This window comes from Enterococcus sp. AZ062, assembly GCF_051715065.1.
Lineage (GTDB): Bacteria > Bacillota > Bacilli > Lactobacillales > Enterococcaceae > Enterococcus_B > Enterococcus_B mundtii.
Map to the genome: position 1 here is coordinate 1,272,063 of NZ_JBIOTB010000001.1, position 23,825 is coordinate 1,295,887.

Genomic DNA, 23,825 nt, shown 5'->3' on the forward strand with positions numbered 1-23,825 from the left:
AATGAAAGTGAAAATCCATAAAGAAACATTAATGAAAATGAATTTACAGTACTTTGCAACGCTTAATATCTTTGACCTAGTGCAAGCACCAAACATTGCCACTTATTGGGCAGAACGAGCGAATGAGCAACAGCCTTATCTTGGCGAAGAGTTGTTCCCTGCTGATAAACAACTAGGCATGAAGTTGTCTTGGTTGAAAGGAAAGACTGGATCTCCAGTAGCGTTGCGTCCTTCTGGATTAGACGCTGATGTTATTCCACGTGGGCGTGCCGGATTTGAAGAATTGATCCAAAAAATGATTTTCTTCAAAGAATCTTACTACATTGACGAAGAGTTGCGCCAAGAGTTGAATATGATTAACCAAACAAATAACCCAGCATATCGTGATGTAGTTGTAAATCGTGTATTTGATGATATTACAGACTTGTTGCGTGGTGCTGCAGTACGTCGTGAAATCATGCGTATGGAACTATTAACCACTGGAGCAATCACAATCCAAGAAAATGGACAAGATCATGTAATCAAATATGACTTACCTGAAAACCACATGGGAAATGCTGATGTTGCATGGAGTGATGTGGCGAATGCTGATCCAGTAGAAGATATCGATAAAGCTATTTCTGTATTGAAAGAAGAAGGCGTGAATCCAAGTCGTGCCATTATGAATAGCAAGACTTTCCGCTATTTACGTCAAAATGCAGCGATCAAAGCGACTATTTTAGGGAACAATGCCAATGCGCAAGCGGCTAAATTATCGAAACAAGCTTTGTTGGATTACATTTCAGAAGAATTTAACCTAGAGATCGTTATTTACGATAAAGTTTACACTGATTCAAAGGGCACGAAGAAATTTATCCCAGATAATACGTTTGTTTTATTGCCATCTCAAACATTGGGAAAAACATGGTTTGGTACTACTCCAGAAGAGTCCGACTTGATGTCTAGTCCGAATGTAGCAAATGTATCAGTTGTCGATACTGGTGTAGCTGTTACGACTATGAAGAAAGCTGATCCAGTAAATGTTGAGACAAAAGTTTCTATGATCTCTCTTCCTTCTTTTGAGCAAGCAAATGCTGTGTACATTCTTGAAACAGTTCCAGAAGGGTAGAGTGAAATAAATGGCTAAGTATAAAATTTTGAAAGAATTTAAAGATGTTCATACTAAGGATATCTATAAAAAGGGGGACTTGATCGAGTTTTCAGAGGAACGAGTCTCTGAGATTGAAACTAATCTAGAAAAACACGGTGGTAGGTTCATTGAGAAAGAAGAAAAGAAAATGACTGTCGAAGCAATCAAAGATGAGTTGGATAAGTTAGGCGTTGATTATAAAGATGCCAAAGTAAAGGCGGATTTTGAAAAGTTGTTAGAAGATGCAGAAAGTGAAGACGCTCAAGGTTAGTCATTCGACTAGCCTTTTTATTTTTGAAAGGAGGCAGTCATGAACGAAACCTTAGAAGAAGTGAAACGGTCGCTAGAAGTTGATGATGAAGAACTCGATAAGCAGTTAAATGACTTTATCAAGCGAATTTCAAGCCAGTTATGTGTACGTTTGGGCTTCTTAGAAAGCGTTCCTGCAGCTTTAAACTATATCGTAGTCGAATGTACGATCAAGCGATTTAACCGTAAGGGTAACGAGGGGATGAGCTCGTATGGTCAAGAGGGTGAGTCAATCTCCTACGGAAAACTTTTAGATGAGTTTGAAGATGACATATCAGCATACAAAGAGAAGCAAATAGAGAACAGCATTCCTCGTAGAGGGGTGGCTAGTTTCTTATGAGATATGACACAGAAGTAACTTTCGTTATCGAAAAAGATGGGTTTTATGATCCTGAATTGGGCGAACATGTCGAACCAACTTTAGCAGAAACAGTCAAACTTGCTAATGTTACTGATTTAGGAACTGATCGATCAAAGACTTTGTTTGGAGATATCAAGCAAGGAGCTAAAGTCATTCGCTTGCTTAGACCTTATACAAAAGAATGGGATTACGTTTTAATCTTCAACAAGCTAAGAAGAAAAACGGAGAAGTTCGAGATTATCACTGAGCGTAACCTTCGATTGAAAAATACTTTTATTGTTCAGGAGGTGGCTTTTGGTGGTTAGGAAGAATGTATCTCTTAAAGGTGTTAGCGAGCTAACTAAAAAACTAAAGGCTAATACGAATTTAAAAGATGTAAAGCAGGTTGTTAAGCAGAATACAACGGAATTGACACAAGGAGCACAGCGTAAAGTGGCAGTTGATACCGGTAACTTGAGACGATCAATCAACATGGATTTGAGTGATGGTGGTTTAACAGGGAAGGTGAAGCCGACCGCGGATTATGCACCTTATTTAGAATACGGCACAAGGTTTCAGTCGGCTCAACCATTCATGCGACCAGCTTTCAATAAACAGAAGGCGAAGTTTAAATCAGATATGGATAAGTTGGTGGAGTAGATGAAGACAAGGGAACAATCGATCTTTGATGAAATGTTCAAACGCTCGCTTGCATCGGGTTACCCGACCTATGATTACAAGCCAGCAAGCTCTGCAAGCTATCCTTTTGTTGAATTCGAAGATACTCAAACGCTTCACTCTACTACCAAATCTCATGTCTTGGGAAATGTCGTGATTGTCATTTCTGTATGGGGGTTGCACACAAAGCGAAAACAGGTGTCTGAGATGGTTTCTGCTTTGTTTGAACAAGCGATGCAAGTAAATACATCTGACGTTTATTCTTGGACGTTAGACACCAACGCAAGCGACATACAGACAGTAACAGATACAAGCACAAACACACCGCTCAAACGAGCGATTATCGAATTGAATTTTAGGTTAATAGGAGGAATTTAAATGGCATTAAAAAAAGGTATTGACGTCATTTTGGTCTATCGGGATTTTGAAGAACAAGCTGAAGAAACTGCCAAAACTGTCACTTATCAAACCGAGCATACATTTGGTATGTCACGCAGTACAGATGCTACTGAAACTAAAGATGGCACTGCACAGACTGTAGGGGCAATTGAATATGATTTCAGTTCTACTGCTTTGTATGAACGTGGTAGCAAAACACTCAAAATGCTTTACGATGCATTTATGAATAACAAATTAGTAGAAGCGTGGATCATCGACAAACTCGAACCACAAGAAGGTGACACAGGGAAATTTGCAGCTAAGTATATGCAAGTCTACATCTCAAGCTATGAAGAAACGGCTTCTGCTGAAGATAATGTAGAAGTATCATTGGAATACGCTGTGCAAATGATCCATCAAGATGGTTATGCAACACTAACGACCGAACAACAAAATGAAGTTCAGTACGCATTTACAGACACAACCAAACAAACACCAGAAGGCTAGGCACTCTTAATTGAGTGCTTTTATTTTTAGGAGGATGAATAAATGGAATTAATGATTAACGACAAAGAGTATAGCTTTATTTTTGGATTTGGGTTTATCCGTGAAATGAACCGCAGATATTCCGTTGTAGAACAAGGAATGACAATGAAACTGGGCTTGGATTCAACACTCGTGAATTTCTTTAACGAAGAAATTGAAACATTGATTGAAATGTTAAAAGTAGCAAACGCAACAGAGTCACCACGAGTTGCTGAAAAAGATTTGATTGCTTTGGTTGATGAAATTGGCTCGGATAAACTCTTTAATTTGGTATTGGAAGAATTAAAAAAGTCGGAATTTACAAAGAAAAAAACACTAAAGATCGAAAACAAAATCAAAAACAGCAAATAGAAGAAGATTTTTACACAACTGTCCAAATAAATTGTCTACGTTATCTCGGTATTTCTAACTTTTTAGATATCGACCGAATGACAATGCTGGAATATGAAACAAGGATTATTGCCTATCGTCTTAAGAGGTTAGATGAACAAGAGCTTATACATTACCAAGCATGGGCGAATAGGCAAGTCAAAGCTACTAAAAAACGTGGTAAATACGAGGTTCCTTTATTTGATACCTTCGAAAAATTCTTTAACAAAGAAAAACTTGAAAACAAAGTCTTGGGAAAGGATGAAAAAACACCTAGATTTGTAAACTCCTGAGGAAAGGAGGAAAACTATGGAATCATACAGCCTCGAAGCAATTTTATCCGCTGTCGATAGAAATTTTACATCTACAATGAAGGACGCAGACAACTCGATGGTCGGCCTTAACGATAATACCAAGAAAACAAACACTTCCATCCTCGACATCGCAAAAGGTGTCGGGGTTTTTAAGTTGGTCGATTCGGCAATAGGAATGGTTAAAAATTCTACAGATGGAGCCATTAAGCGATTTGATACCTTAAATCAGTACCCGGTCGTTATGAGAGCATTAGGCTATTCTACCGATGAAGTTGACAAATCTATGAACAAGCTTACTGATGGGATTGACGGTCTGCCTACCTCATTAGATGAAATTGTATCAAGTACTCAACAATTAGCAATTTCAACCGGAAGTTTAGATAAAGGGACAGATACTGCGATTGCATTGAATAATGCGATGCTGGCGAGTGGTTCTTCATCTGCTGATGCAGCTCGTGGGATTGAACAATATCGACAGATGCTTGCGCGAGGAGAAGTGGATATGCAGTCATGGCGTTCGGTTCAGGATACTATGCCAGTAGCTATGGACAAGGTAGCCAAATCTTTTGAAGATAGAGGTGTAACCTCTGTTAATGAGTTATATGATGCTTTGAAAGCAGGCGAAATCATCTTTGATGAGTTTAATGATCGATTGATTGAATTGAATGAAGGTGTTGACGGTTTTGCTGAATTGGCTAAGAAAAACTCAGCTGGAATTCAGACATCCTTTGACAATATCAAGACAGCGGTTGTAAAAGGTTTAGCGAATGTTATAAGGGCAATTGATGACGGATTACAAAATGCCGGTCTAGGATCGATTGCGGAGAACTTCGACAAAATAAAAGATGCAGTAAATGTAGCTTTCAAAGCAATTACAGATAGCATACCACCAGCGATTGATGTTTTAACCAATCTATGGAACACGCTAGATCCTTTTATACCAACTATTTTGGTACTAATTGGATACTTCACAATATTCTCAACTGTCGTGTCAATTCAAAACAAAATTAATACGGTTGCGGATGCATACAAAAAGTGGACGAAGGCGACTGAAGGAGCTACCATAGCACAAAAAATTCTTAATACAGTAATGAAAGCTAACTGGATTGCAATAACTATATCAGCTGTAATTGCATTAGTAGGAGCGTTTATTTATCTGTGGAATACGAGTGACGATTTCCGTAATTTTTGGATTGGTTTATGGGAAAGTATAAAGGAAATAGTTAGTTTTTCTGTAAAAGCAATCCAAAATATTTGGAATGGCATTTCAGAATGGTTCAAACAAGCTTGGAGCGGGACGACTGAATGGTTTAGTGATCTATGGAATGGGATTAAGGATATTTCAGATAAAGCATGGACAACTATACAAAAAGCACCGGAAAACGCTGCGAGTTTTGTCCGAGAAAAATGGAGTGAGCTAACTTCCTTTTTCACCAATTTATGGTCAGATATTACTCAATCGTCGTCTGAAGCATGGGAAAACATAAAGCAAAGCACCTTAAATATAGTTGATGGGATGATTTCCAGCGTCAATAAACAATGGGATAACTTAAAAAATACAGCATCAAGTATTTGGAAAGCAATAGCTGATCAAATTAAAAGCTCACTTGATTTTATATTGAAATATATAGGGCCTTTTGTCTCAAACTTTTCTAAGGTATTTTCTAATATCATCGATGCATTAAAATCAATTTTTGCCGAAGTGAAAAATATTATCTTAAATGCTTTTGAAATTATCAAAGCATTGATTGCTGCACCATTGCTGTTCATTATCAACTTAATTACTGGCGACTTTCAGCAAATGAAAGATGACTTAGACATGATATGGGGAACACTGGTCGAATCGGTACAAAATATTTGGGTGTCGATAAAAAATATATTCACCGTATATATTAGCACCATTGTAAACAGTGCATTACTGTTGTGGGATGGATTCAAACAATCGGTCATTAACATCTGGACTGAGGTTTCTAATCAAGCGAATATTATCTGGAATCAAGTGAAGTCATTCTTCGCCAATTTATGGATAACCATAAAAGACAATGCCGTACAAATGTGGACAGGGCTGAAACAATCAATTGTTCAAACATGGGAAGATACTAAAAATAGGGCAATTGAGATCTGGACAAATCTAAAGACATGGTTCTTTGAAACGATTGATACCATCGTCCGAACGATTATTGATAGTTGGACAGGATTAAAACAAGGTACGATTGATTTATTCAATAATACAGTCGAAGGATCAAAAAATATTTGGAATGCTTTTAAAGAGTGGATAAGTAACTTAGTGACGCAAACAAAGGATGGCGTTGTCCAAGGTTGGGAAAATCTAAAACAAGGGACCATTAACATATTTAATCGTATGGTCAATGGTGTTCAAGAAATCTGGGATAGACTTGTAAATGCTGTTAACGATACCGTTGGAAAAGTTACTGGATTGTTCGACACGCTTAAAGAAATTAATCTGTGGGAAGCTGGAAAAGCAATCATGGATAGCTTTCTAGAAGGGCTACAGAATGCTTGGAAAGCAGTTCAAGATTTTGTTGGCGGAATTGGTGATTGGATTCGAGAAAACAAAGGACCGATACAGTATGATAGAAAACTTTTGATTCCGGCAGGTAATGCGATTATGGAGGGCTTAAACAAAGGTCTCACATCGGGATTTGATGAAGTGCAAAGTACCGTTGAAAGTATGGCTAGTATCATTACGGACACTTTTGATAATTCACCGGAGATTGACTTAGCTTCCAACTTACAAAAAGCCAATAGCAGTATTTCTACTCAGGTCGAACATAATGTGAATATGGGTGGTTCAACTAAACCGGCGATATTTAATGTTAATGTAGGGAAACAATCATTCCGTCATTTTGTCGATGATATCGCGCAAGCGATGGGCGAAGGTGCAGAAATTAATTTAGAATTTTAGGAGGGAAATATGGAGAAATGGGAGAATAAGATGTATGGATTTAATGATACAACGATTAATCGAGAAAATCCTAACCGCTTCCTTCCTACCTCTGCAATGATGTATGACGGAATGTACTTAGAAGATCTTGTGGAAGGGTATCAAACACTGAAGGTTGAAGGGAGAGAGATGTTGTCTCTGGAAATTGAGCAACAAGGGATTCAAATCGGCTCATTTATAACGAATCAATCATTACCGTCTAGGACAATCTCTGTTACGTATAAGTTAGAAGATAACAACCCAGAAAAGCTTCAATTCAAATTCAAAGATTTATTGAATTTTTTGTATCGAACAGAGGATGTGGAGATCAGATTTCGAGATGAAAGTGATTATTACTATTATGGTCGTTACGCAACGGCAGATAAAGTTGCAGGTGATTCTAATTCCATTATATCTATTTTTACCATCTATTGCGCAGATCCGTTAAAGTACACACGAGAAGTTGTAACGGATGGTTATATTGGAAATACGATGCGATTTCCAATAATGCCAACCAAGATAAAGGTTACTTTAGAAAAGAGTAATGCTATAAGAATTACAAATGGGGAACAAACAATTAGTGTGACTAATGCAGCGATAAAACCAGGAGATCAATTAGTATTTGATTTTGCGGATGAAAAACTAATGGTTAACGATGAAGACTGGACATCTGTCATTGATTTAGAATCTGATTTTGAGAATTTTGTTTTGCGACAAGGTCAAAAAGTTGTCTGCAACAATGGAAAACTTAAAGTTTTTTACAGGGGGGCGACAATTTGAGCGAAACAGTCTATTTTTTTGATCATCTACAAAAAATGATTAAAAGAAAAAACAAAAATAAACTAATTGAAGTTACTCAAGAAAAGGAAATAACTAAGGATCAAAGTGAGCTAATGAAAGACGTTCTATATGTAACAGTGGCTTACGATAAAGAAATTGAAGATGCTCGTTTTATGGCGGTTCGTGAAAGCGAATCGTCATTTTCGTTGTATCGAATAATTAAAACAAATGATCCGAAGGAAATGTTGGAATTCACGGGGATTGGGTTTGCGCCTGATGAGCTAGATGGCTATATTATCAGAGATATTAGGCCAAGTGGACAGCCAGTGTCCTTGTTGCTAAATCGGTTAATCGAATTTACTGATAATAATTGGCGTGTTGAATATGTAGCCCCCACATTACCAGCAATCACAACCAATTTTTACTACGTTTCTGTGCGAGAGGCTTTGAAAGAACTACAAACATTCGGTATGGAGTTTTCTTTTCGTTGTTCTCTAAGCTCAGACGGAATTAAAGATAAATGGATTGAAGTGCATAAGCAAATAGGGAAGCATTCGAATATGCGGTTTACTTATGGAAGTAAAGCACTCTCTGTTGTAAAAGAAGTTGACAGAAGCTCAATTGCGACTTCTATTATTGGCAGAGGACGTGGTGAAGAAGTCGGCGATGGTTATGGTCGAAGAATCGAATTTGCAGACATAGAATGGAAAAAATCAAATGGCGCACCTTTAGACAAACCGTTAGGAGAAAATTGGATTGAAGATCCGGAAGCAACTGCAAAATTTGGTATTCCGCAACCTAATGGAACAATGAGGAAACGAGAAACAGTTGTGATTTTCGATGACATTGAAGATCCAACAGTGCTATTACAAAAAACTTATGAGACATTGGTGGATGCTTCCAGACCTTTAGCACAGTTTAAAGCTGAGGTGACAGGAAGTGATGTCATTGGAAATACAGTGACAATTCATAGACATGATCGTAATTATCACTATCGTACTAGAATCTTCAAAGTGAGAATTAACCGTTTAACTGGCCAGACTTCAATTGAATTGGGTGACAATATAACCAAAGATTCACGCAGACAAGCAGCGCAGATTTCGAACAGTATTTCTAATCTGGAATCAAATAAGATGACTTTCTACGAATCAACCGAAATTGGTAAATTTCAAGATGACATCATGCGTGGCGCAGGGAAAAATGGTGGTTCGATCCTTTTGATGAATGGTCAAGAAACTGGTATTTCTGACGGCAGAGAGCCGTATCAGATGGTTTTTATGAATGGTAAAAGTATTGATACATCTGACCATTTTTTAGTTATGAACTCAGATGGAATTGGTTTTATCGAAGGTGATTTCTGGACCGATGAATTCAAAACTGCATGGACGATTGCGGGTGTGTTTAATGCCAATTTTATTCAAGCCGGAAAGATTAGGGCAGATATCTTTGAAACTTCGTTCAATGGCGCTGGCGATCAATTGAAAATGGCTAATGGCATTATCCAAGCCATCAACAATGGCGCAAAAATTATGGAGTTGACAAAAAATGGGATGGAATATTTTTATGAAGGTTCGAAAGTTGGTGGCATGACCACTATCGGCAATCCTTTTCCAGAACTTATTCTTCCAGAGGGACAAAAAATTGAAGGAAATTCAATATTTTTGAGAACTGAAGGAAATAACCGGTTTATTGGATTATCTGCGAGGAACGGAACAGGAATCATCGTTGGGATGAATCAACTATTTATGATTCAGAGAAGGCTAGATATGATAATCGATCAAGTTCAAGTGACTGGTAGATTAGAAGTGAAAGAATTATATGTGAATGGTGTAAAGATAGACAGTAATGGCGGAGGTGGTAGTGGTGGCGGGAATGGCGGTAGTTGGAATGGCCAGTACCCACCAGAAATTACTTCGGATCGTGATAAACGCTATTGGCAAATTTGGGCAATGGCAATCGGTGTAGGATTCACACAACAAGCCGCTGCAGCTCTTTTAGGAAACGCTCAAGGAGAATCTGATGCAAATCCTACTGCTGATGAAGGAAATGGTGCGCCAGGATTCGGTTATGGCGTATGGCAGTGGACAGATAGTACAGGGGCGAGTAGTGGTCGTGTATATATGATCAATTTAATGACTCAAGCAGGAATCACTGAAAATCCTGATACAATCACTGCACAGTTTCAATTGTTGATGTGGCATGCTCCCAATGGTCAATGGATTGCGACCAACGCTTATCCTTATACATGGACACAGTTTATGAACCTTACAGATATCGCGACCGCAACAAGAGCGTTCGAAAAGAATTTTGAGCGACCATTAAATGATCACCCTGAAAGAGTCGGATGGTCAACTAATTGGTACAACAGGTTTAAAGATTTATCTATCCCGCAATCAGCTGGATATATTACGCCAATTAGCGCGCCAGTTCGAGTGACTAGTGAATTTGGTTGGCGAGAAAGCCCTATCACCGGTGCTCAAGAATTCCATAATGGCATTGACTTGGTGAATAACAATCCGAATACACCTATCTTTGCTTCGAGTGAGGGAGAGGTCATTGTTGCTGGGGCCGAATATTTTAGTTGGTACGGTAATTATGTAGTCCTCAGACACTCAGACGGTATTTACACGGGGTACGCTCATTTAAGTCGAGTAGACGTTTCTGTAGGGCAAAAAGTCTCACAAGGGCAACAATTAGGATTAATGGGAACAACTGGACCATCTACTGGAGAACATCTTCACTTTCAATTCATGGATGAATTTTATCCCTCATCCAATGCTCGTTTCCATAATCCACGTAATTATATTAATTTTTAGGAGGGAGAGCCATGCCAAAACATAAAATGGTGTTAAGCACGACTGAACCCAATAATAATATTCCATTAGTTCGGATCATTCAAGATGACAAAAATAGTCATACGTTTGAAGCTGAAATTGTTGAAGACGGACAGTTGTTACAGTTTGAAAACGAAGTGGTCTTTTTTAATGCGGAAATCGGGACTTATAAGGTTCGAGACAGAGTAGACACGGTCTTTTATGATAGTAGTCGTGTATCGTATCAGTTGAATGATGCCTTTTTGCAAAAGGTAGGTGAATTTAACGCATGGTTTAGCTTTGCGAATAGCGATGAACCCGAATCAGATTTATTCAGTACCATGGGTTTTACCTATCGGGTCCTTCCAGGCATCCGAAAAAACATATGGGAAGGAAACTATTTTTGGGATTTACAAGAACTAGTTGATTACTATAAACGGTACAAACACCTTATTGCAGGTATTGTTGAAAACAAAGACTTTAGTGGGCTAATTGATCAACTATCTGAAATTGACGGAAGGACAAATCAACTTGACAATTTCGCCACAGCTTCGAAAATAGATGCGGAGCAAGGGGTAGTTTCAAATAAGTTCATGACGCCTCAACGAGTTACCCAACAAACAAGTGCTCGTTTAGCAACCGATGAAGAAGCAAGATTAGGCGCAAACAGTACTAAATTAATGACTCCTCAAGCAACAAAAGAGTTTTATGATGCAAACATGGTGACAAGACATTTCTCAGTCAACGAGTTATCAAGCGTAAAGTGGGGAGATGCGTATGTAACACGTATAGGTGATTCAGTACAATTTAACGGTTCAGTAGGTACGTTAGACAATGCTATATCTGCAAACAATGCAACATTTTCCCCCTTAAATCTTCCTGAGGGCTTTCGACCTACAACAGAAACAGCTATTGTCAATTATATTCCTGCAAAGTTCGATACAGGTTTTGGTCGAGTGCATACTAACGGAAGAATAGATTTACAAGTTGGCATGGATGGGAGTAGAACGCATTCTTTGACAGGTGCATGGACAACGGCCGACGAATTTCCCAGATGAAGCCGAGAACACGTTGCCTCGGCTTTACTTTGTAGAAGCATTAGAACAGTTACGTGAGAAACTTGATCCTAAATTATTCAATGTAGGTATCGTTACAGACTCACACTTTGATGAAGGAACTTGGCGAACTCAAGCCTATCGATCAATGAAAAATCTGAATAATGTTTTATATATCCAAAATGATTTAGACGCTATTGCCGCTTTAGGCGACAACGTGGATAGCGAACATCGAGACAAATCAATCAATGTCCGGAACTTAGAACGCTACTGTGTACGATATTCGCAAGGAAATAACCCGAATAAGTTTATTATCCGAGGGAATCATGACTCAGGTTCTGCTATTTTAGATTCGAATAATGAAGGAAATAATGTGTTTGAAAAGGATATTATGACTGGTGCAGAGCAGTTGGAAATCTTTAAAAACCATTTAAACCAAGAAGGTAAATTTTATGGGAATGGTCAGTATCATTACAAAGATTTTCATCAGAAAAAAATCAGAATGGTTTTTATTGATATGATCGATAACCCTTTAATTAGAAATCAAAATGGCACATTGAAATATGTTGATCAATGGAGTTATGCCCTGCAAGAAAGACAACTGCAATGGATTGCAGAAGAAGCTTTAGGAACTTTGCCAGATGACTATCATGTGGCAATTTTTAGTCATGTTCCATTGATGCCAGAAACGGTCACGACAGACCCGATAAAAAATGGCGAGCTACTCAAAGCGTTACTCACAGCTTTCATAAACAAAGAAAGTACGCAACTACATTCCAATTTAAGTGATTTTGTCGTTGATTTTTCAGTCGATTTTACACATCGAAAAGAGAGTCATTTAGTTGGTTTATTTGCTGGCCATCGACACGAAGAGTATTTTTATTCCACGAGTGAAATGGGTGGGTATCATTCAACGGTTTTTGATTGTGCATTTGTTCGAGATGATAGCAAATTAGGTTTGGTAGCAGAAGATGCATTTGCTGTGTTAGAAATCGATACAGCTCACCGAAAAGTTCGCATTCTTGGTTTTGGGCGAGCCACTGATCGAGAATACACGTATTAGGAGGGATAAAATGGCGAGAAAAAAAGGAGAAATTGTTGTACCTACAAAACCAGTCAGTCGAGCAACAGAAATCACTCACTTTACTTTTAAGTCTTATGATAAAAATGCTGGTTTATTACAATTTCAAATCAAAAATCAAGATGGTCGTCCAACTGATTTATTTGGGGCAACGGTTCGTCTTTTGATGTTCATTTATTCTGGGGATGAGAAAAAGGAATTTCCTATTTTTGATCATCAAATCATAACTGAAAGTTATCTAGAAGGAATTGTAAAATATCCAATCCCCGACATGTTACTTTCGTATGAAGGAAAAGTGGATGCGAATATTTATATTGATTTTCCTGATGGCAGCCATACGGATAATTTAGCGTTTACATTTTCTATAGAAAAATCAGTAATCGATTGGGATATTCAATTAAATGGCGAATACTATTTCAAGGACTTTCAACAGTTACTTGAACAAGTGAAAGCAGAATCGGCAGGTGTGATTGAAGAACTACTTGGAGACGTGAAAGAAGTTGTTGATCATGCCAATGAACAAATAGTTACTATGAATGAAGAAGTAGAAAAACTTGTCGACAAAGTGAATGAAGCAAGTCAACAAGTCGAGAATCTCGGAAGATTCAAAAGGATGTATTCGAACAGCATTGATTTTGGAGATTATGACTATTCAGGAAATGCCAATCTGTTACCAAAAATCACTGCCGATCATTTTACATTGGGAAATGGAGCTACGGTTGAAGATGGACCAGATGGCGAAATTATTTTCACGTTAGATGGATCTGCACAACTAACTAAATTTAATACAAGCATGCGTTTACCCGCTCTTCAAAACGGAAAGAGGTATACCATCAGCGCTGAGATTATGCTACATGAAGGTTTAGAGGGGGATGTCAGTAATATTAGATTAACTACTAATTATTTGCCTGGAGGACAGGTTATGTTGGCTACAGATAGACCAATACTTACCTCTACTAATAGCTGGCAGACAATCAAAGGTACGCAAATAGTAACTTATGCGACTACACTGCCTCAACAATGGTATGTGGTTTTACAAGATGTTACAGCTTCAAGCCGTATTAAAGGCAAAATCTCTCTTCGAAACATAAAGATAGAAGAAGGATCGATTGCTACACCTTATCAACCCAATCTACTTGTTGAACCGTATCACATTTCCAAGGTTCCATTGAACGAAAATCTAGCAAATAAAGAACAAGCTTTCCCGATAAATAGTCGACAGTATTTAGTATATTCTGCAGAAATGATTGAACCATTTATTGCTAACCAAAAATATACCTTAACTTTGAAAGGGACAAAGCTAGGTCAGCAAGTATTTAGAGTGTATACGACTGGTCCGAATAATACCTCTAACATTGGAGATATGGAAATAGTAGAAGGACTAGCAGATACATGGAGAATCACTTTCACGCCAACATCTGCTAACTTGAATGGAAGTGTTTCCCCTAGTACGTTACAAATCTACCAATTTCCTCAAGCAACAATGGGGCAAGTAACGATTGACTCATTAAAAATAGAAAAAGGTGATATAGCCACTCCGAATATTTCTGAGCATAGATACTTTGGTGAGGGGATTAAAGATAGTAATAATCCAAACGATTACAGCTGGGATATAACTGAGGAATACATTGAAAGACGTATAGCAGATCATATTGATAAAAGCGAGAAAGAGCAAGAAAACTTATTTCTGACAAAAACTGAAGCATCGAAAAGTTTAATGGATTTAACAACTCCTCAAACAGTGGCGGCATTGAAAAAATTTAATGGTGGCTTGCTTTCGAATGGAATCAATGTGGGGGTTGAATATGCAGAGGCAGTAACCACTGACAAATATGATAATCATGGTGCAGTGTATTTAGGCGGTGGCGTATGGCTAACTTGGGAGACGTTGAGCTTTTCAAATCCCTCTGGTTGGGGAAGAGGAAGTACAATTCGTATTGGAAATGATGGTAATTTGGGCTTCACTTATCCTGATGTTCCCAATATTTTTGGTGGGTACGTTTGGATCGGTGGCTCCTGCTTGCCGGATTATACAGATGGCGGATTTGGCGCTTATCATATTACGGTATCGAATAATTTCGATGATGCTCGACAACCAATTGTCCGGTTTATTGATTCGCCGACTACGCCTGTCAAAAGATTAGCAGTCAGGGGCTTTGCGCTAGTCTTTGCGCCAGCACCAACAACAAATAGTAAGGTAGAGGAAAATTGATTTTATATGATTAACTAGGCGCGCTCAAAAGGGGTGCGCTTTTTGTGTTCAACAAATAGAGAGAAGGGTGGAAACATGGTGATTATTGATAATTTAGTTTTGTTGTCAGAGTTTAAAAATTTAGTCAGCAATGTCTATATTCAAATTTTTGTCTGGATTGTTATTGCAGATATTATTACAGGTATTTGTAAAGGAATTGCTGGAAAAGAAGCGAATAGTACAAAGGGGTTAATGGGGGTAGTGAAACATTTGCTAGTTGTGGCTCTTGTGTTGATTGCTTATCCTTATTTAAAAATCATGAATTTTGAAGGTGTTGCCACAGCATTTGTTTTATCCTATATAGCGGTTTATGGGATCTCTGTCATTGAAAATTTGGGACAATTAGGCGTTTATGTGCCGGATTTTGTAAAAGATCGATTTAGCAAGTTGAAAGACTCTACAGAAAAGCAAGAAAGTAAAAAACATAATTTAGGAGGAGAAGAGGATGCGGAATAAAGAAAAATTTCTTACTGACTATAACGAAGTAGTTAAACCAGAAATCCAAAATGACGAGACAGTAGTGGAGGATGCAGCGCATACGTTAAACCATTCTGCTGAACCAGTATTTATTGTTCCAGCAGAATTTACTAAAACTAATAAAGATGAAAAATTTGTTTTCGAACAAAAGGACCGAGAAAAAACAGACAATCCAAATGAAAGTATGTTGGATTGGTTCTACACAGGAAGAGGTGGCAAATAATGACAATTCGATCAAATGGTGGCGGTCATGGCGGACGGCAAAGCGGGAACAACTGGATGGACCCAGGAGCAGTTGGAAATGGTAGACGTGAAGCGGATGTAGTTCGTACGATTACACAAAAAATGCAAGCAATTGCATCTGTAGCTAATACTAGTGATCAATCAGCAACTACAGTGAATCAGAATTTACAAAATCAAGTGAACGCAATGAATTCAGCCGGTAATGGATGGGCAATCACAAATCATTTAAATGCGTTCAATGGACAAGCAACTGGTGCAGAAGTTTGGTATTGGGCAGGAAATGAAGAAGCCCGCAAGAAAGCCGCAGAAGTATCCGCTACAATTGCTAAGGCGCTGGGTATTGTGGATAGAGGAGCGAAAGCAACAACTAGCTTATTCGTTCATAGAAACACGAACAGCGGTGTAAATGTGCTATTAATTGAGTGGTGCTTTATCGATAATGCAAATGACATGCGACGATTAGATCAGAATATGGATCAGGCAATCCGTACGGTGATGAATGTGCTTGGCTACAACACAAGCGGAAGTGGTAGTATTCAAGCGACACCACAGACACATGATCAAATTATTTTAGCAAGCCCACCAAAAACTGTTGGTAATTATGTAGGTAAGCTAGAAGTGTTTAATGAGCTATCTCTTGGTATTTTTCGAATTGGTGCTTGGTTAGTGCCAATCAACGGTGCATCTCATTTAAATCAAGGATATGTCTTCTGGATGGATGCAGACAATCCGAATGTCGAAATTGGTCGTTGTCGGTCAGCGGGCATTATCAGAGATGATGTGAATGCAGCATACGGATTATCTAGTGGTTTACGATTTGGTTTGGATGGCACACTAGATATCCGAAAATTTGTAGGAAAAAGAGTCTTTCCGATGTTGCGACGAACAAACGATCCCAGTGGTAATACGATTAATGGACAAACAGTCGATATTCGATTTCCTGAATATGTATTGACTATTCCTAAGCGATAAATCATAGACAAGTTTCGAAACGCATGAGATAATTTTTATGCCACCTAATCAGGTAGGTGGCATACGTACCCTTAGCTCAGTTGGTCAGAGCAGACGGCTCTTAACCGTCCGGTCGTAGGTTTGAGTCCTACAGGGTACATATAAAAAACCTCGCTCATTTATCGTGAGCGAGGTTTTATGTTCTATAATATAAAATTTATTATTGGACGATTTATTGAATACCGTACTCTATAAAACCTCTTTGTATTTCTCCAGAGGATTTCATATCATTTGGTGTGCTTTGTAAAGCTTCTTCTTCGCTCATGCCTTCATATTGCATTTTATAGGCAACTGGAGACATCCCATATTTATTGATGAATTCTGTCAAAGTTGATGGTTCTGCAGATTGAGCTGCTTGTGTTGCAGCAACCTGTTGTTCAGCTTGAGTAATGATGTTACCAGCATCGTCTAAAGCTAATCCATTTTCGTACAATGCCATTCCAAAAGCTTCCCATTCTTTATCGCTCCAATTCGCTCTTTCAGCAGGCGCAGAATTTAGCGTACGTTGTTTCATTTCTTCATAACTTTCTTCTTGCACGACAGCAGTCGAAGTAGTTGTATTTTGGACAGTAGTTTGAACTGGTTCAGTAGAAGTTGTTTCTTCAATGCTTGTTGTCTCAGTAGTTTGTGTATTTTCAGAGGTTGTTGAACTCAAAGTAGAAGATGTTTGCTTTGTTGACGTCGTTTGTTGCGTAGAAGATGTTTCAATGCTGTCGTCTTTCTTATTTGTTGAACAACTCGACAACATCAGTAGAAATAACCCAGATAAAACTAACCAACTAAACTTTTTCATTTTTATTCCCCATTCCATAATAATTTCCGTTACAAAATTATCATATCAAATGAAATGGTAGCAAGGAAGAATAATATTGAACAAAAAGAAAATCGCCCATCAATCGTGGGAGAGGTCTTTTTTACGTTCTTTAATTAATTGTAGCAACTTGTTTATATTCCGAATCAAGGCCTAACCATTGATAATATAGCGAGTTTTTCTCTGATCAAAAAAGCACATGACTTGAACAATAAATATAAATAATACTTCCAAATAGTCATTGTCAATTTTTTGAAGACTCTTAAATATAAGGAAGCGCAGGTATTAACCAAGTACCCATGATTGCAAAGCCTAAAATTAATAGCGAAAATAGTATATAACATATCTTGAATACGCTCCAATTCGATTGATCAACATCAAGTTTTTTCTGATAAATTATCCAATCGGTTGTAAACCTCGTGAAACTTAAAAAAGTATAGAATAAAAATCAAGAAAAAAATCAACTCAAATCATATAACAATATTTTACAACTTATGGTTAAATTATCTCAAATTTCATATAAAATTCTTAAATCTATCATATTATTTGAATGTATAAGAGGAGGTGCGTGCTATTGAGTATTCTGAAATCAGCAGTGAAGTATAAAGTTGCCAAAAAGGCTACAGATAAAGTAATGGGTGACGGTTTGTTATCAAGCGTTGTTGCTGCAAAAGCAGTGAAGAAAAGTAATCAGCGTAGTAAGCAAAGAACAAAAAAATAAAAATACTAGAAGTCCTGTCCTTAGTTAAACAGGGGATTTTTGTTTTTTAATCGATTGTAGTAATTCGCTCAAATCTTCAATCGGCACCTAACCATTATAAGAGAACAAGCGACAAAAAAAACACATGACTTGAAAAATAAATAAAATCATAGTAATCTAAAAGTGTCCTTGAAACCATTGATTAGGATATTATCATTTGCCCACTTTTCGGAGTGGGTCTTTTTTATGTTTTATAATCTAGCAAAACGCTTGCATTATCATTAGGTTACCCTTAAACTAACTGTAGGCGTGGTTATGAAAAGAGAGTATCGATAGCTAAAACTTTTGGGGAAGTCTATAGCGTGCATATCGATACTCTCTTTACTTATTATAACATACGTAATTTAGACAACAAAGGAATTATACAATTATAACCATACGTTTTTTTTTAATTGCCTACTCTGCGGAGTAGGTCTTTTTTCTATAATAATATAGTTAGTTTTAAAGAATATAAAATGTCAATTTGACTATACGTATATTTTGGATTAGCTTTCTCACTCACATTTGCCAACGGAAATTGACCATTCATTTAAAGAAAAAATAGTAGATAAATGATTGGAAGTGAAAAAATTAGATTTAATAGGAGTAAAAATATTGAATCTGATTTCAAGTTATTTTGTTTAATATTTATTAAGAGCATAACAACTGGAAGCGTGATTGTAAGAACAATTAGAACCAAATATATTTGATTAGCTGTAAAAAATAAAAGATTAGCAGCATATACTGATAAGATATGATAAAAGTTATAGACATGTATTGGCATCGACGGTTCCAATATTCCTACATTAAAAACTAGAAAATCAGCTAGATTGAAAAAAGAAAACAGTGTACCTAATCCGCTGATAAAAAATAAGATGATCGGTGTAGACGAAGTATTTAATCGATTAGCGTTCAATACAATAACCTCCTAATTTTTCTTTATAAAAGTTTAGAGCTAATGAATCATTTCGGATAGCAAAAAAACTAAATTTAGCAAAACTGTTTAAAACAAAAAAATTTCATAAAAAGTTCATATTTTGTAGAGAGATGAATTTGTTTACTTCTGCAAAGTGCTAAATAGAAATATTCTTAATTATTTAAACATATTTATGGATGTTTAAAAAGTAATGTGACAGTAATGTAAGCGTTTCTTATTAATGGTTTAAGCAAATAGGCATCGTTTAATTTATTCTTTTTTATACACTCTAAGTGTACCAAAAAAAAATAATAGGAGTGGTCTATATGAAGAAATTTTTATTAGCATGTTTAGGAATTTTAGCGACAGTTAGTTTTGCAGCGTGTGGTCCTAAAGTCTCAGAAAAGCCAAAGAGCCATTCGCCAAAGCAATCACAACAGATCCCTGGAAAAAAACAAAGTAGTGACACAAATGGTACTAAGAAAAAAGAAAAATCTAATAACAAGAGAAATGAACAGAAGAATAAACAGTCAAGTGATAGTAAAGAAAAGAAGAGCCAAAAAGTAAAACCAAAAAATGAAAGCAATTCTCAAAATAGAAAAAAAACAAATAATACGAACAAAGAATCAAATCATAATAATCTAGCTAATGTAATAAGCTAGATTAGCCTGCGATGATCTAGTAACCCAGCATTGCCGTAAAAAAAGAACATCGATAACTGAGTATTTTTGTTATCGATGTTCTTTTAGCGAGCTTAATGACTTGAACTTGCTGTTATTGTTACATAATTAGAAATTAAGTAAAGACAATCCTTTTTTGTAATATTGAGCCATTTCTTCTTCTGGAACTATATTACCACCCGTTCCCCAAATTATGTGTGTGCCAGACTTTATCCAAGGTTTTTTCAATGCGAATGCTCGATTTATATTCACAAATGATGCAATCCCAGCAGCGGATGAAGGTTCCACATAGATGTTTTCACTATCCGCAAGCAATGTTAGATATTGATATAATCTTTCATCTTGAACAGTAGAAGTAGCATATAAAATCGGTTCTATGATCTTGCCGACTAAATGTGAGGGGCGCCCGACGGCTAATCCATCAGCAGCGGTCTTACCATCAATTGCAATATCTTGCACTGAAATTTTGTCGTGTAATCCTGTGTACAGGCCAAGTAACATGGACGGAGCGTGAGTAGGCTCTACAAAAAATATTTTTACAGCATCACCAAAAATACAGGACAATCCAAAGGCAATTCTACCTGGACTACCACCTACACCACAAGGAAGATGGACATAAAGAGGGTGATCTTCAGATACTTCAATATTTTTTTCTTTTAATTGCGTTTGTAGTCTCAGTGCAGCGACAGAGTATCCTAGAAATAAATCTTTTGAAGCTTCATCATCGATGAAATAACTGTGGGAATTGTTTACTGTTTCTGCTCGCCCTAAAGCAACAGCTTTACTAAAATCACCTTCGTACTCTTTGACAACAACGCCTATTTCTCTCAACAAACGCTTTTTCCAGCTTTTTGCTTCATTAGACATGTGGACAGTCGTCTGAAACCCTAACTTTGCTCCCATGATTCCGACACTAAGTCCTAAATTCCCTGTAGAACCCACAGCGATTGAATAATTAGAAAAAATATTTTTGAATTCATCATTTGCTAGAATAGCATAATTACTATCAATTGTTAGTTTTCCAGAATCCAGCGCAACTTTTTCAGCAAACGTCAAAACTTCATAGATTCCACCTCTGGCTTTAATTGAACCAGATACAGGAAGATTATTGTCACATTTAAAATATAGTTTACTGTTCGTTTCGAAGTGTTCTTTTTCTTTTATTTTATCCAACATGTTAGGAATCTCAACTAATTCTGACTCGATGATACCACCAGTAGCTTTAGTCTCAGGAAAAACTTTAGCAATGTATGGAGCAAACCTTTGTAGCCGTTTAGAAGCGTCTATCACATCATTTATGGTAAAACATGAAATTTTTCTTTCTCCAAAATTTGGATTTATCCAGCAAACTTCTTGATATGATTGCAATGCTCTTAATAAACGATCTGTTTTATTAGTCATTTTGGAACCCTCTTTCTATTTCTTAATTTGTGCTAACAATGGAAGAATTACTGATTCATCCCCCATGCAACGAAGAAATAAAAGAGTGTAGGGAGAGAAAAAAGTAAATTTATTCCTAAAATCCAAATGGAAATCAATTTATTATTATTAGTGAAGATATTGAAAAATAATCCAATAATTGAAAAAATGATAAATAACGAGAGAGATGATAAATAAAGATTGTCGAAAGAAATGTGAAGGATAGATGAAGTAGCAGAAGCAAATTTTTCAAAAAATCCAAACAGAGGGATGTTCGGATCTGCAACACCCATATGAAAGATATAGATACAAGTGATGTGCAATACCGATATAGCTGTGCCAAGAGCACCGATTAGTAATAAAGAGATTGTTTTTAAAGGATTAGCAGATTTGAGTATTGGCATATAAATACCTCCTAATTTTGATACATTTAATTATCTATAAAAAATTTTTTTCAAACCATTTTTTTGTCCAATTTATTCATTACATTTTCGTAAGGAATTAAAAGATAAAAAGGTCTGTATGATTGGAAAGCTTCATTTGAGAGTCACTAGAATTGTTATAGCTTAAGACAATTTACTTATTTCGAAGGTCTTGGTTTTTAATAGGACAGCTACTTTTCAGAGTGATTGCTTTTAAAAAAATAGATACAACCACTGAAAACCAAAACAGTTGAATAATAATTAAAATGATAGTAATCTTATTGTATCACCTAACAACATTGCTTTTTCACAACCCGCTCTTTTCGAGCGTTTTTTTTTTGAACAGGCAGATACTTATGACAATTCGACCTGATCAAAATTTATAAACAAACGTTTCTTAAAATCATACCTACGATGCTGCAATCTTGTATTAGGAACATCTGTGACAATATCGAATAAAAAATATACTTTCATATTATTTTTTGTCTTAGAAGCAGGTAGCATAAAATAGTTTTTATTTGATTCGTATAAGTGGACCAACAGTTTGTTTTCGACAAGTTTGAAATCAATTTCGGATTTCCAGTATTTATATAGTTCTTTTTCAAATTTTTTCTTTGGATCATGAAAGAACCACAACATTACCTCTTTATGGATTATCATTTCTCTCCCCCTTGTTCGATTTTGCGAACTTACGTTCTTCTTGTAAAGCGAACAGAAGGTAAAGAAAAAAGCCTGTTGAACAGGCCCAAAGTTATTAACCTAACAATTCCTTTTTCTTTTCATCAAATTCTTCTTGAGTGATTATTCCGTCGTCAAGAAGGCCTTTGAATTTTCGTAACTCATCGGCATCGCTTCCAGAGGAAAAGGACTCTTTAGTATTTGAAGAAATGATTTGATCTAGTTTAGCTGCTATGTTGTTATAATCTTCCAATGTAGACTTTGTTAAGAAACTGTCTGTTTTAGATTCTGAAATAATAAGCATGTAGTTTTGAGAACGGTTTTTGGTAAGGTGAAGAATAAATCCTAATCGCTTAATAGTATCGAATTCTTTTCCACCAGTCCCAGCTCCAACAACAGCACCAACAGGACCAGCTATAACTCCACCAACTATTGCACGAGTAATGCCGTGATGTTTTCTTATTTTTCCACCTTCAAATATAGGAGTGTAGCTAATTAGTTCATCGTAATTGTATACAGCTTGTGATCTGTTCATTGTAAGAGATTTCTTTATAAAAATTTTACCATGTTTATCATCGAAATACATGTCGCCAACGTTGTAGTCACTATGGTTCTTAAAGTATTCTAGTATTTTTTCATTTTCAGCTTTGCGATTTGCTTTTTCACGTTTCGCCTTTTCTTTATCTGCCTTGCTGCTAAACAAACCCATATCCATTCCTCTTTTCAATAATTTTATAAATTCATTGTATCAGAAATTAAATTTAGAACCTATCGGTATTGAATAATTTCATTTTTTATAAATAGTTCCCAAAATGATATTTATCTTAAATCAACTATTGTCAAGTGGAAAAAGGGTAAGGAGTGTAAAAGGTTATACAATCATATTATGGAGATAACATACATAGAAAAAACTAATTTACTGCAGATTCTATACCCTTATATGATGTTGGATTATTGATATAAACAATGCATATTATATAATAGTAAAGGAAAGTTCTGAGGAAATAAAAAAGTCCGCAAAGTTCGGACACTTTACGAACATAATTATATGCAGATGATGGGACTCGAACCCACACGAGCTTGCGCTCACATGACCCTCAATCATGCTTGTCTGCCAGTTCCAACACATCTGCTTTACAAGCCTACTATAGAATAGTGGCATGTCTGCCGTTCCATCACGTCTGCAAGAAACAACACTTTAATCATAGCGAGTAACGAAATAGATGTCAAGATATGAAAGAGGAAAATCATGAATAAATATGATGGAGAATTTTCCATTTTAGGAATGGTGGCAGGCATGATCATTGGATCAGCATTCGGACAATTGATCATGGGGATATTCTTAGGTGTGATCATTGGGATCGCTATGGATTGGGCAGCAAATCTTTGGAACAATCGAGATGAAAGATAAAAGTAAAAAAAGTTGATTTTCATCTAGGATT

26 protein-coding genes and 2 tRNA genes are annotated in these 23,825 nt (G+C 36.6%); 22 read left to right on the plus strand and 6 right to left on the minus strand.

The features are described 5' to 3' along the window. Window position 1 precedes the first annotated feature (1 nt). The 19 genes from IGJ00_RS06140 (at window position 2) to IGJ00_RS06230 (ending at window position 16,818) form a co-directional block, all read left to right on the plus strand. Window positions 2-1,108 (plus strand): major capsid protein, encoded by a 1,107-nt coding sequence (locus IGJ00_RS06140; RefSeq protein ID WP_438844196.1) that lies wholly within the window; start codon window positions 2-4, stop codon window positions 1,106-1,108. A gap of 10 nt (window positions 1,109-1,118) precedes the next feature. Next, the gene (locus tag IGJ00_RS06145; protein WP_438844197.1) at window positions 1,119-1,400 is read left to right on the plus strand and encodes a hypothetical protein; all 282 of its coding nucleotides are present in this window, start codon (window positions 1,119-1,121) and stop codon (window positions 1,398-1,400) included. 39 nt (window positions 1,401-1,439) lie between these two features. Beyond that, window positions 1,440-1,778 (plus strand): phage head-tail connector protein, encoded by a 339-nt coding sequence (locus IGJ00_RS06150; RefSeq protein WP_438844198.1) that lies wholly within the window; start codon window positions 1,440-1,442, stop codon window positions 1,776-1,778. After that, entirely contained in the window at window positions 1,775-2,104 is a 330-nt protein-coding gene (locus IGJ00_RS06155) for a hypothetical protein (RefSeq protein WP_438844199.1), read from the plus strand. Before IGJ00_RS06150 ends, IGJ00_RS06155 begins: the two co-directional genes overlap by 4 nt. Further along, on the plus strand, window positions 2,097-2,438 hold the full coding sequence (locus IGJ00_RS06160; protein WP_438844200.1) for an HK97-gp10 family putative phage morphogenesis protein: 342 nt from the start codon (window positions 2,097-2,099) through the stop codon (window positions 2,436-2,438). Before IGJ00_RS06155 ends, IGJ00_RS06160 begins: the two co-directional genes overlap by 8 nt. Then, window positions 2,439-2,834, plus strand: coding sequence for a phage capsid protein (locus tag IGJ00_RS06165; RefSeq protein ID WP_438844201.1), 396 nt, complete (start codon window positions 2,439-2,441; stop codon window positions 2,832-2,834). It begins immediately after the preceding gene. After that, the gene (locus tag IGJ00_RS06170) at window positions 2,835-3,341 is read left to right on the plus strand and encodes a phage major tail protein, TP901-1 family (protein ID WP_438844202.1); all 507 of its coding nucleotides are present in this window, start codon (window positions 2,835-2,837) and stop codon (window positions 3,339-3,341) included. 42 nt (window positions 3,342-3,383) lie between these two features. Continuing rightward, window positions 3,384-3,731, plus strand: a complete 348-nt coding sequence (locus IGJ00_RS06175; protein WP_430596333.1) for a tail assembly chaperone — start codon at window positions 3,384-3,386, stop codon at window positions 3,729-3,731. A gap of 77 nt (window positions 3,732-3,808) precedes the next feature. Further along, window positions 3,809-4,042, plus strand: a complete 234-nt coding sequence (locus IGJ00_RS06180; protein WP_438844203.1) for a hypothetical protein — start codon at window positions 3,809-3,811, stop codon at window positions 4,040-4,042. A gap of 16 nt (window positions 4,043-4,058) precedes the next feature. Next, window positions 4,059-6,989, plus strand: coding sequence for a tape measure protein (locus tag IGJ00_RS06185; RefSeq protein WP_438844204.1), 2,931 nt, complete (start codon window positions 4,059-4,061; stop codon window positions 6,987-6,989). Window positions 6,990-6,998: 9 nt separating this feature from the next. Next, window positions 6,999-7,787, plus strand: a complete 789-nt coding sequence (locus IGJ00_RS06190) for a distal tail protein Dit (protein WP_438844205.1) — start codon at window positions 6,999-7,001, stop codon at window positions 7,785-7,787. Next, window positions 7,784-10,603, plus strand: coding sequence for a phage tail spike protein (locus IGJ00_RS06195; RefSeq protein ID WP_438844206.1), 2,820 nt, complete (start codon window positions 7,784-7,786; stop codon window positions 10,601-10,603). The genes IGJ00_RS06190 and IGJ00_RS06195 overlap by 4 nt, the downstream gene beginning before the upstream one ends. A gap of 11 nt (window positions 10,604-10,614) precedes the next feature. After that, window positions 10,615-11,658 carry a BppU family phage baseplate upper protein gene (locus IGJ00_RS06200; protein WP_438844207.1) on the plus strand — a complete coding sequence of 348 codons (1,044 nt, stop codon included), beginning with the start codon at window positions 10,615-10,617 and terminating at the stop codon, window positions 11,656-11,658. Further along, window positions 11,624-12,718 carry a metallophosphoesterase gene (locus IGJ00_RS06205; protein WP_438844208.1) on the plus strand — a complete coding sequence of 365 codons (1,095 nt, stop codon included), beginning with the start codon at window positions 11,624-11,626 and terminating at the stop codon, window positions 12,716-12,718. The genes IGJ00_RS06200 and IGJ00_RS06205 overlap by 35 nt, the downstream gene beginning before the upstream one ends. Before the next feature lie 10 nt (window positions 12,719-12,728). Beyond that, window positions 12,729-14,948: a BppU family phage baseplate upper protein gene (locus IGJ00_RS06210; RefSeq protein ID WP_438844209.1), complete on the plus strand. Its 2,220-nt coding sequence runs from the start codon at window positions 12,729-12,731 to the stop codon at window positions 14,946-14,948. 75 nt (window positions 14,949-15,023) lie between these two features. Continuing rightward, the gene (locus IGJ00_RS06215; RefSeq protein WP_438844210.1) at window positions 15,024-15,443 is read left to right on the plus strand and encodes a phage holin family protein; all 420 of its coding nucleotides are present in this window, start codon (window positions 15,024-15,026) and stop codon (window positions 15,441-15,443) included. Further along, the gene (locus tag IGJ00_RS06220) at window positions 15,433-15,687 is read left to right on the plus strand and encodes a DUF5960 family protein (RefSeq protein ID WP_207463716.1); all 255 of its coding nucleotides are present in this window, start codon (window positions 15,433-15,435) and stop codon (window positions 15,685-15,687) included. Before IGJ00_RS06215 ends, IGJ00_RS06220 begins: the two co-directional genes overlap by 11 nt. Beyond that, on the plus strand, window positions 15,687-16,679 hold the full coding sequence (locus IGJ00_RS06225) for an N-acetylmuramoyl-L-alanine amidase (protein ID WP_438844211.1): 993 nt from the start codon (window positions 15,687-15,689) through the stop codon (window positions 16,677-16,679). The genes IGJ00_RS06220 and IGJ00_RS06225 overlap by 1 nt, the downstream gene beginning before the upstream one ends. A gap of 65 nt (window positions 16,680-16,744) precedes the next feature. Then, window positions 16,745-16,818 (plus strand) — tRNA-Lys (locus IGJ00_RS06230). Between the two features lie 72 nt (window positions 16,819-16,890). On the opposite strand, the gene IGJ00_RS06235 is transcribed toward IGJ00_RS06230, so the two are convergent. Then, on the minus strand, window positions 16,891-17,511 hold the full coding sequence (locus IGJ00_RS06235; protein WP_438844212.1) for a hypothetical protein: 621 nt from the start codon (window positions 17,509-17,511) through the stop codon (window positions 16,891-16,893). Window positions 17,512-18,103: 592 nt separating this feature from the next. Here IGJ00_RS06235 and IGJ00_RS06240 point away from each other — a divergent pair. Both IGJ00_RS06240 and IGJ00_RS06245 read left to right on the plus strand, forming a co-directional pair. Beyond that, a complete protein-coding gene (locus tag IGJ00_RS06240) occupies window positions 18,104-18,250 on the plus strand; it encodes a hypothetical protein (RefSeq protein WP_023520189.1) in 147 nt (48 codons plus the stop codon). A 1,260-nt stretch (window positions 18,251-19,510) separates the two neighbouring features. Next, window positions 19,511-19,846 (plus strand): hypothetical protein, encoded by a 336-nt coding sequence (locus tag IGJ00_RS06245; protein ID WP_074799475.1) that lies wholly within the window; start codon window positions 19,511-19,513, stop codon window positions 19,844-19,846. 126 nt (window positions 19,847-19,972) lie between these two features. On the opposite strand, the gene IGJ00_RS06250 is transcribed toward IGJ00_RS06245, so the two are convergent. The 5 genes from IGJ00_RS06250 to IGJ00_RS06270 all read right to left on the minus strand — a co-directional run bounded on the left by IGJ00_RS06250 (window position 19,973) and on the right by IGJ00_RS06270 (window position 23,516). Continuing rightward, window positions 19,973-21,265: a D-serine ammonia-lyase gene (locus IGJ00_RS06250; protein ID WP_438844213.1), complete on the minus strand. Its 1,293-nt coding sequence runs from the start codon at window positions 21,263-21,265 to the stop codon at window positions 19,973-19,975. A gap of 47 nt (window positions 21,266-21,312) precedes the next feature. Next, window positions 21,313-21,687 carry a hypothetical protein gene (locus tag IGJ00_RS06255; protein ID WP_071866059.1) on the minus strand — a complete coding sequence of 125 codons (375 nt, stop codon included), beginning with the start codon at window positions 21,685-21,687 and terminating at the stop codon, window positions 21,313-21,315. A gap of 372 nt (window positions 21,688-22,059) precedes the next feature. Next, a complete protein-coding gene (locus IGJ00_RS06260) occupies window positions 22,060-22,365 on the minus strand; it encodes a DUF5960 family protein (RefSeq protein WP_071866060.1) in 306 nt (101 codons plus the stop codon). A gap of 94 nt (window positions 22,366-22,459) precedes the next feature. Next, window positions 22,460-23,092 carry an SHOCT domain-containing protein gene (locus tag IGJ00_RS06265; protein WP_081367402.1) on the minus strand — a complete coding sequence of 211 codons (633 nt, stop codon included), beginning with the start codon at window positions 23,090-23,092 and terminating at the stop codon, window positions 22,460-22,462. 340 nt (window positions 23,093-23,432) lie between these two features. Then, window positions 23,433-23,516 (minus strand) — tRNA-Leu (locus IGJ00_RS06270). A gap of 116 nt (window positions 23,517-23,632) precedes the next feature. Here IGJ00_RS06270 and IGJ00_RS06275 point away from each other — a divergent pair. Next, on the plus strand, window positions 23,633-23,794 hold the full coding sequence (locus IGJ00_RS06275; protein WP_438844214.1) for a hypothetical protein: 162 nt from the start codon (window positions 23,633-23,635) through the stop codon (window positions 23,792-23,794). The last annotated feature ends 31 nt before the right edge of the window (window positions 23,795-23,825 follow it).

Excerpts from the sequence above, each read along its gene's own strand:
- IGJ00_RS06140 (WP_438844196.1), top strand. The coding sequence starts at position 2 with ATGAAAGTGAAAATCCATAAAGAAACATTAATGAAAATGAATTTACAG.
- IGJ00_RS06145 (WP_438844197.1), top strand. The coding sequence starts at position 1,119 with ATGGCTAAGTATAAAATTTTGAAAGAATTTAAAGATGTTCATACTAAG.
- IGJ00_RS06150 (WP_438844198.1), top strand. The coding sequence starts at position 1,440 with ATGAACGAAACCTTAGAAGAAGTGAAACGGTCGCTAGAAGTTGATGAT.
- IGJ00_RS06155 (WP_438844199.1), top strand. The coding sequence starts at position 1,775 with ATGAGATATGACACAGAAGTAACTTTCGTTATCGAAAAAGATGGGTTT.
- IGJ00_RS06165 (WP_438844201.1), top strand. The coding sequence starts at position 2,439 with ATGAAGACAAGGGAACAATCGATCTTTGATGAAATGTTCAAACGCTCG.
- IGJ00_RS06170 (WP_438844202.1), top strand. The coding sequence starts at position 2,835 with ATGGCATTAAAAAAAGGTATTGACGTCATTTTGGTCTATCGGGATTTT.
- IGJ00_RS06175 (WP_430596333.1), top strand. The coding sequence starts at position 3,384 with ATGGAATTAATGATTAACGACAAAGAGTATAGCTTTATTTTTGGATTT.
- IGJ00_RS06180 (WP_438844203.1), top strand. The coding sequence starts at position 3,809 with ATGACAATGCTGGAATATGAAACAAGGATTATTGCCTATCGTCTTAAG.
- IGJ00_RS06185 (WP_438844204.1), top strand. The coding sequence starts at position 4,059 with ATGGAATCATACAGCCTCGAAGCAATTTTATCCGCTGTCGATAGAAAT.
- IGJ00_RS06190 (WP_438844205.1), top strand. The coding sequence starts at position 6,999 with ATGGAGAAATGGGAGAATAAGATGTATGGATTTAATGATACAACGATT.
- IGJ00_RS06200 (WP_438844207.1), top strand. The coding sequence starts at position 10,615 with ATGCCAAAACATAAAATGGTGTTAAGCACGACTGAACCCAATAATAAT.
- IGJ00_RS06210 (WP_438844209.1), top strand. The coding sequence starts at position 12,729 with ATGGCGAGAAAAAAAGGAGAAATTGTTGTACCTACAAAACCAGTCAGT.
- IGJ00_RS06215 (WP_438844210.1), top strand. The coding sequence starts at position 15,024 with ATGGTGATTATTGATAATTTAGTTTTGTTGTCAGAGTTTAAAAATTTA.
- IGJ00_RS06220 (WP_207463716.1), top strand. The coding sequence starts at position 15,433 with ATGCGGAATAAAGAAAAATTTCTTACTGACTATAACGAAGTAGTTAAA.
- IGJ00_RS06225 (WP_438844211.1), top strand. The coding sequence starts at position 15,687 with ATGACAATTCGATCAAATGGTGGCGGTCATGGCGGACGGCAAAGCGGG.
- IGJ00_RS06235 (WP_438844212.1), bottom strand. The coding sequence starts at position 17,511 with ATGAAAAAGTTTAGTTGGTTAGTTTTATCTGGGTTATTTCTACTGATG.
- IGJ00_RS06245 (WP_074799475.1), top strand. The coding sequence starts at position 19,511 with ATGAAGAAATTTTTATTAGCATGTTTAGGAATTTTAGCGACAGTTAGT.
- IGJ00_RS06250 (WP_438844213.1), bottom strand. The coding sequence starts at position 21,265 with ATGACTAATAAAACAGATCGTTTATTAAGAGCATTGCAATCATATCAA.
- IGJ00_RS06255 (WP_071866059.1), bottom strand. The coding sequence starts at position 21,687 with ATGCCAATACTCAAATCTGCTAATCCTTTAAAAACAATCTCTTTATTA.
- IGJ00_RS06260 (WP_071866060.1), bottom strand. The coding sequence starts at position 22,365 with ATGATAATCCATAAAGAGGTAATGTTGTGGTTCTTTCATGATCCAAAG.
- IGJ00_RS06265 (WP_081367402.1), bottom strand. The coding sequence starts at position 23,092 with ATGGGTTTGTTTAGCAGCAAGGCAGATAAAGAAAAGGCGAAACGTGAA.
- IGJ00_RS06275 (WP_438844214.1), top strand. The coding sequence starts at position 23,633 with ATGAATAAATATGATGGAGAATTTTCCATTTTAGGAATGGTGGCAGGC.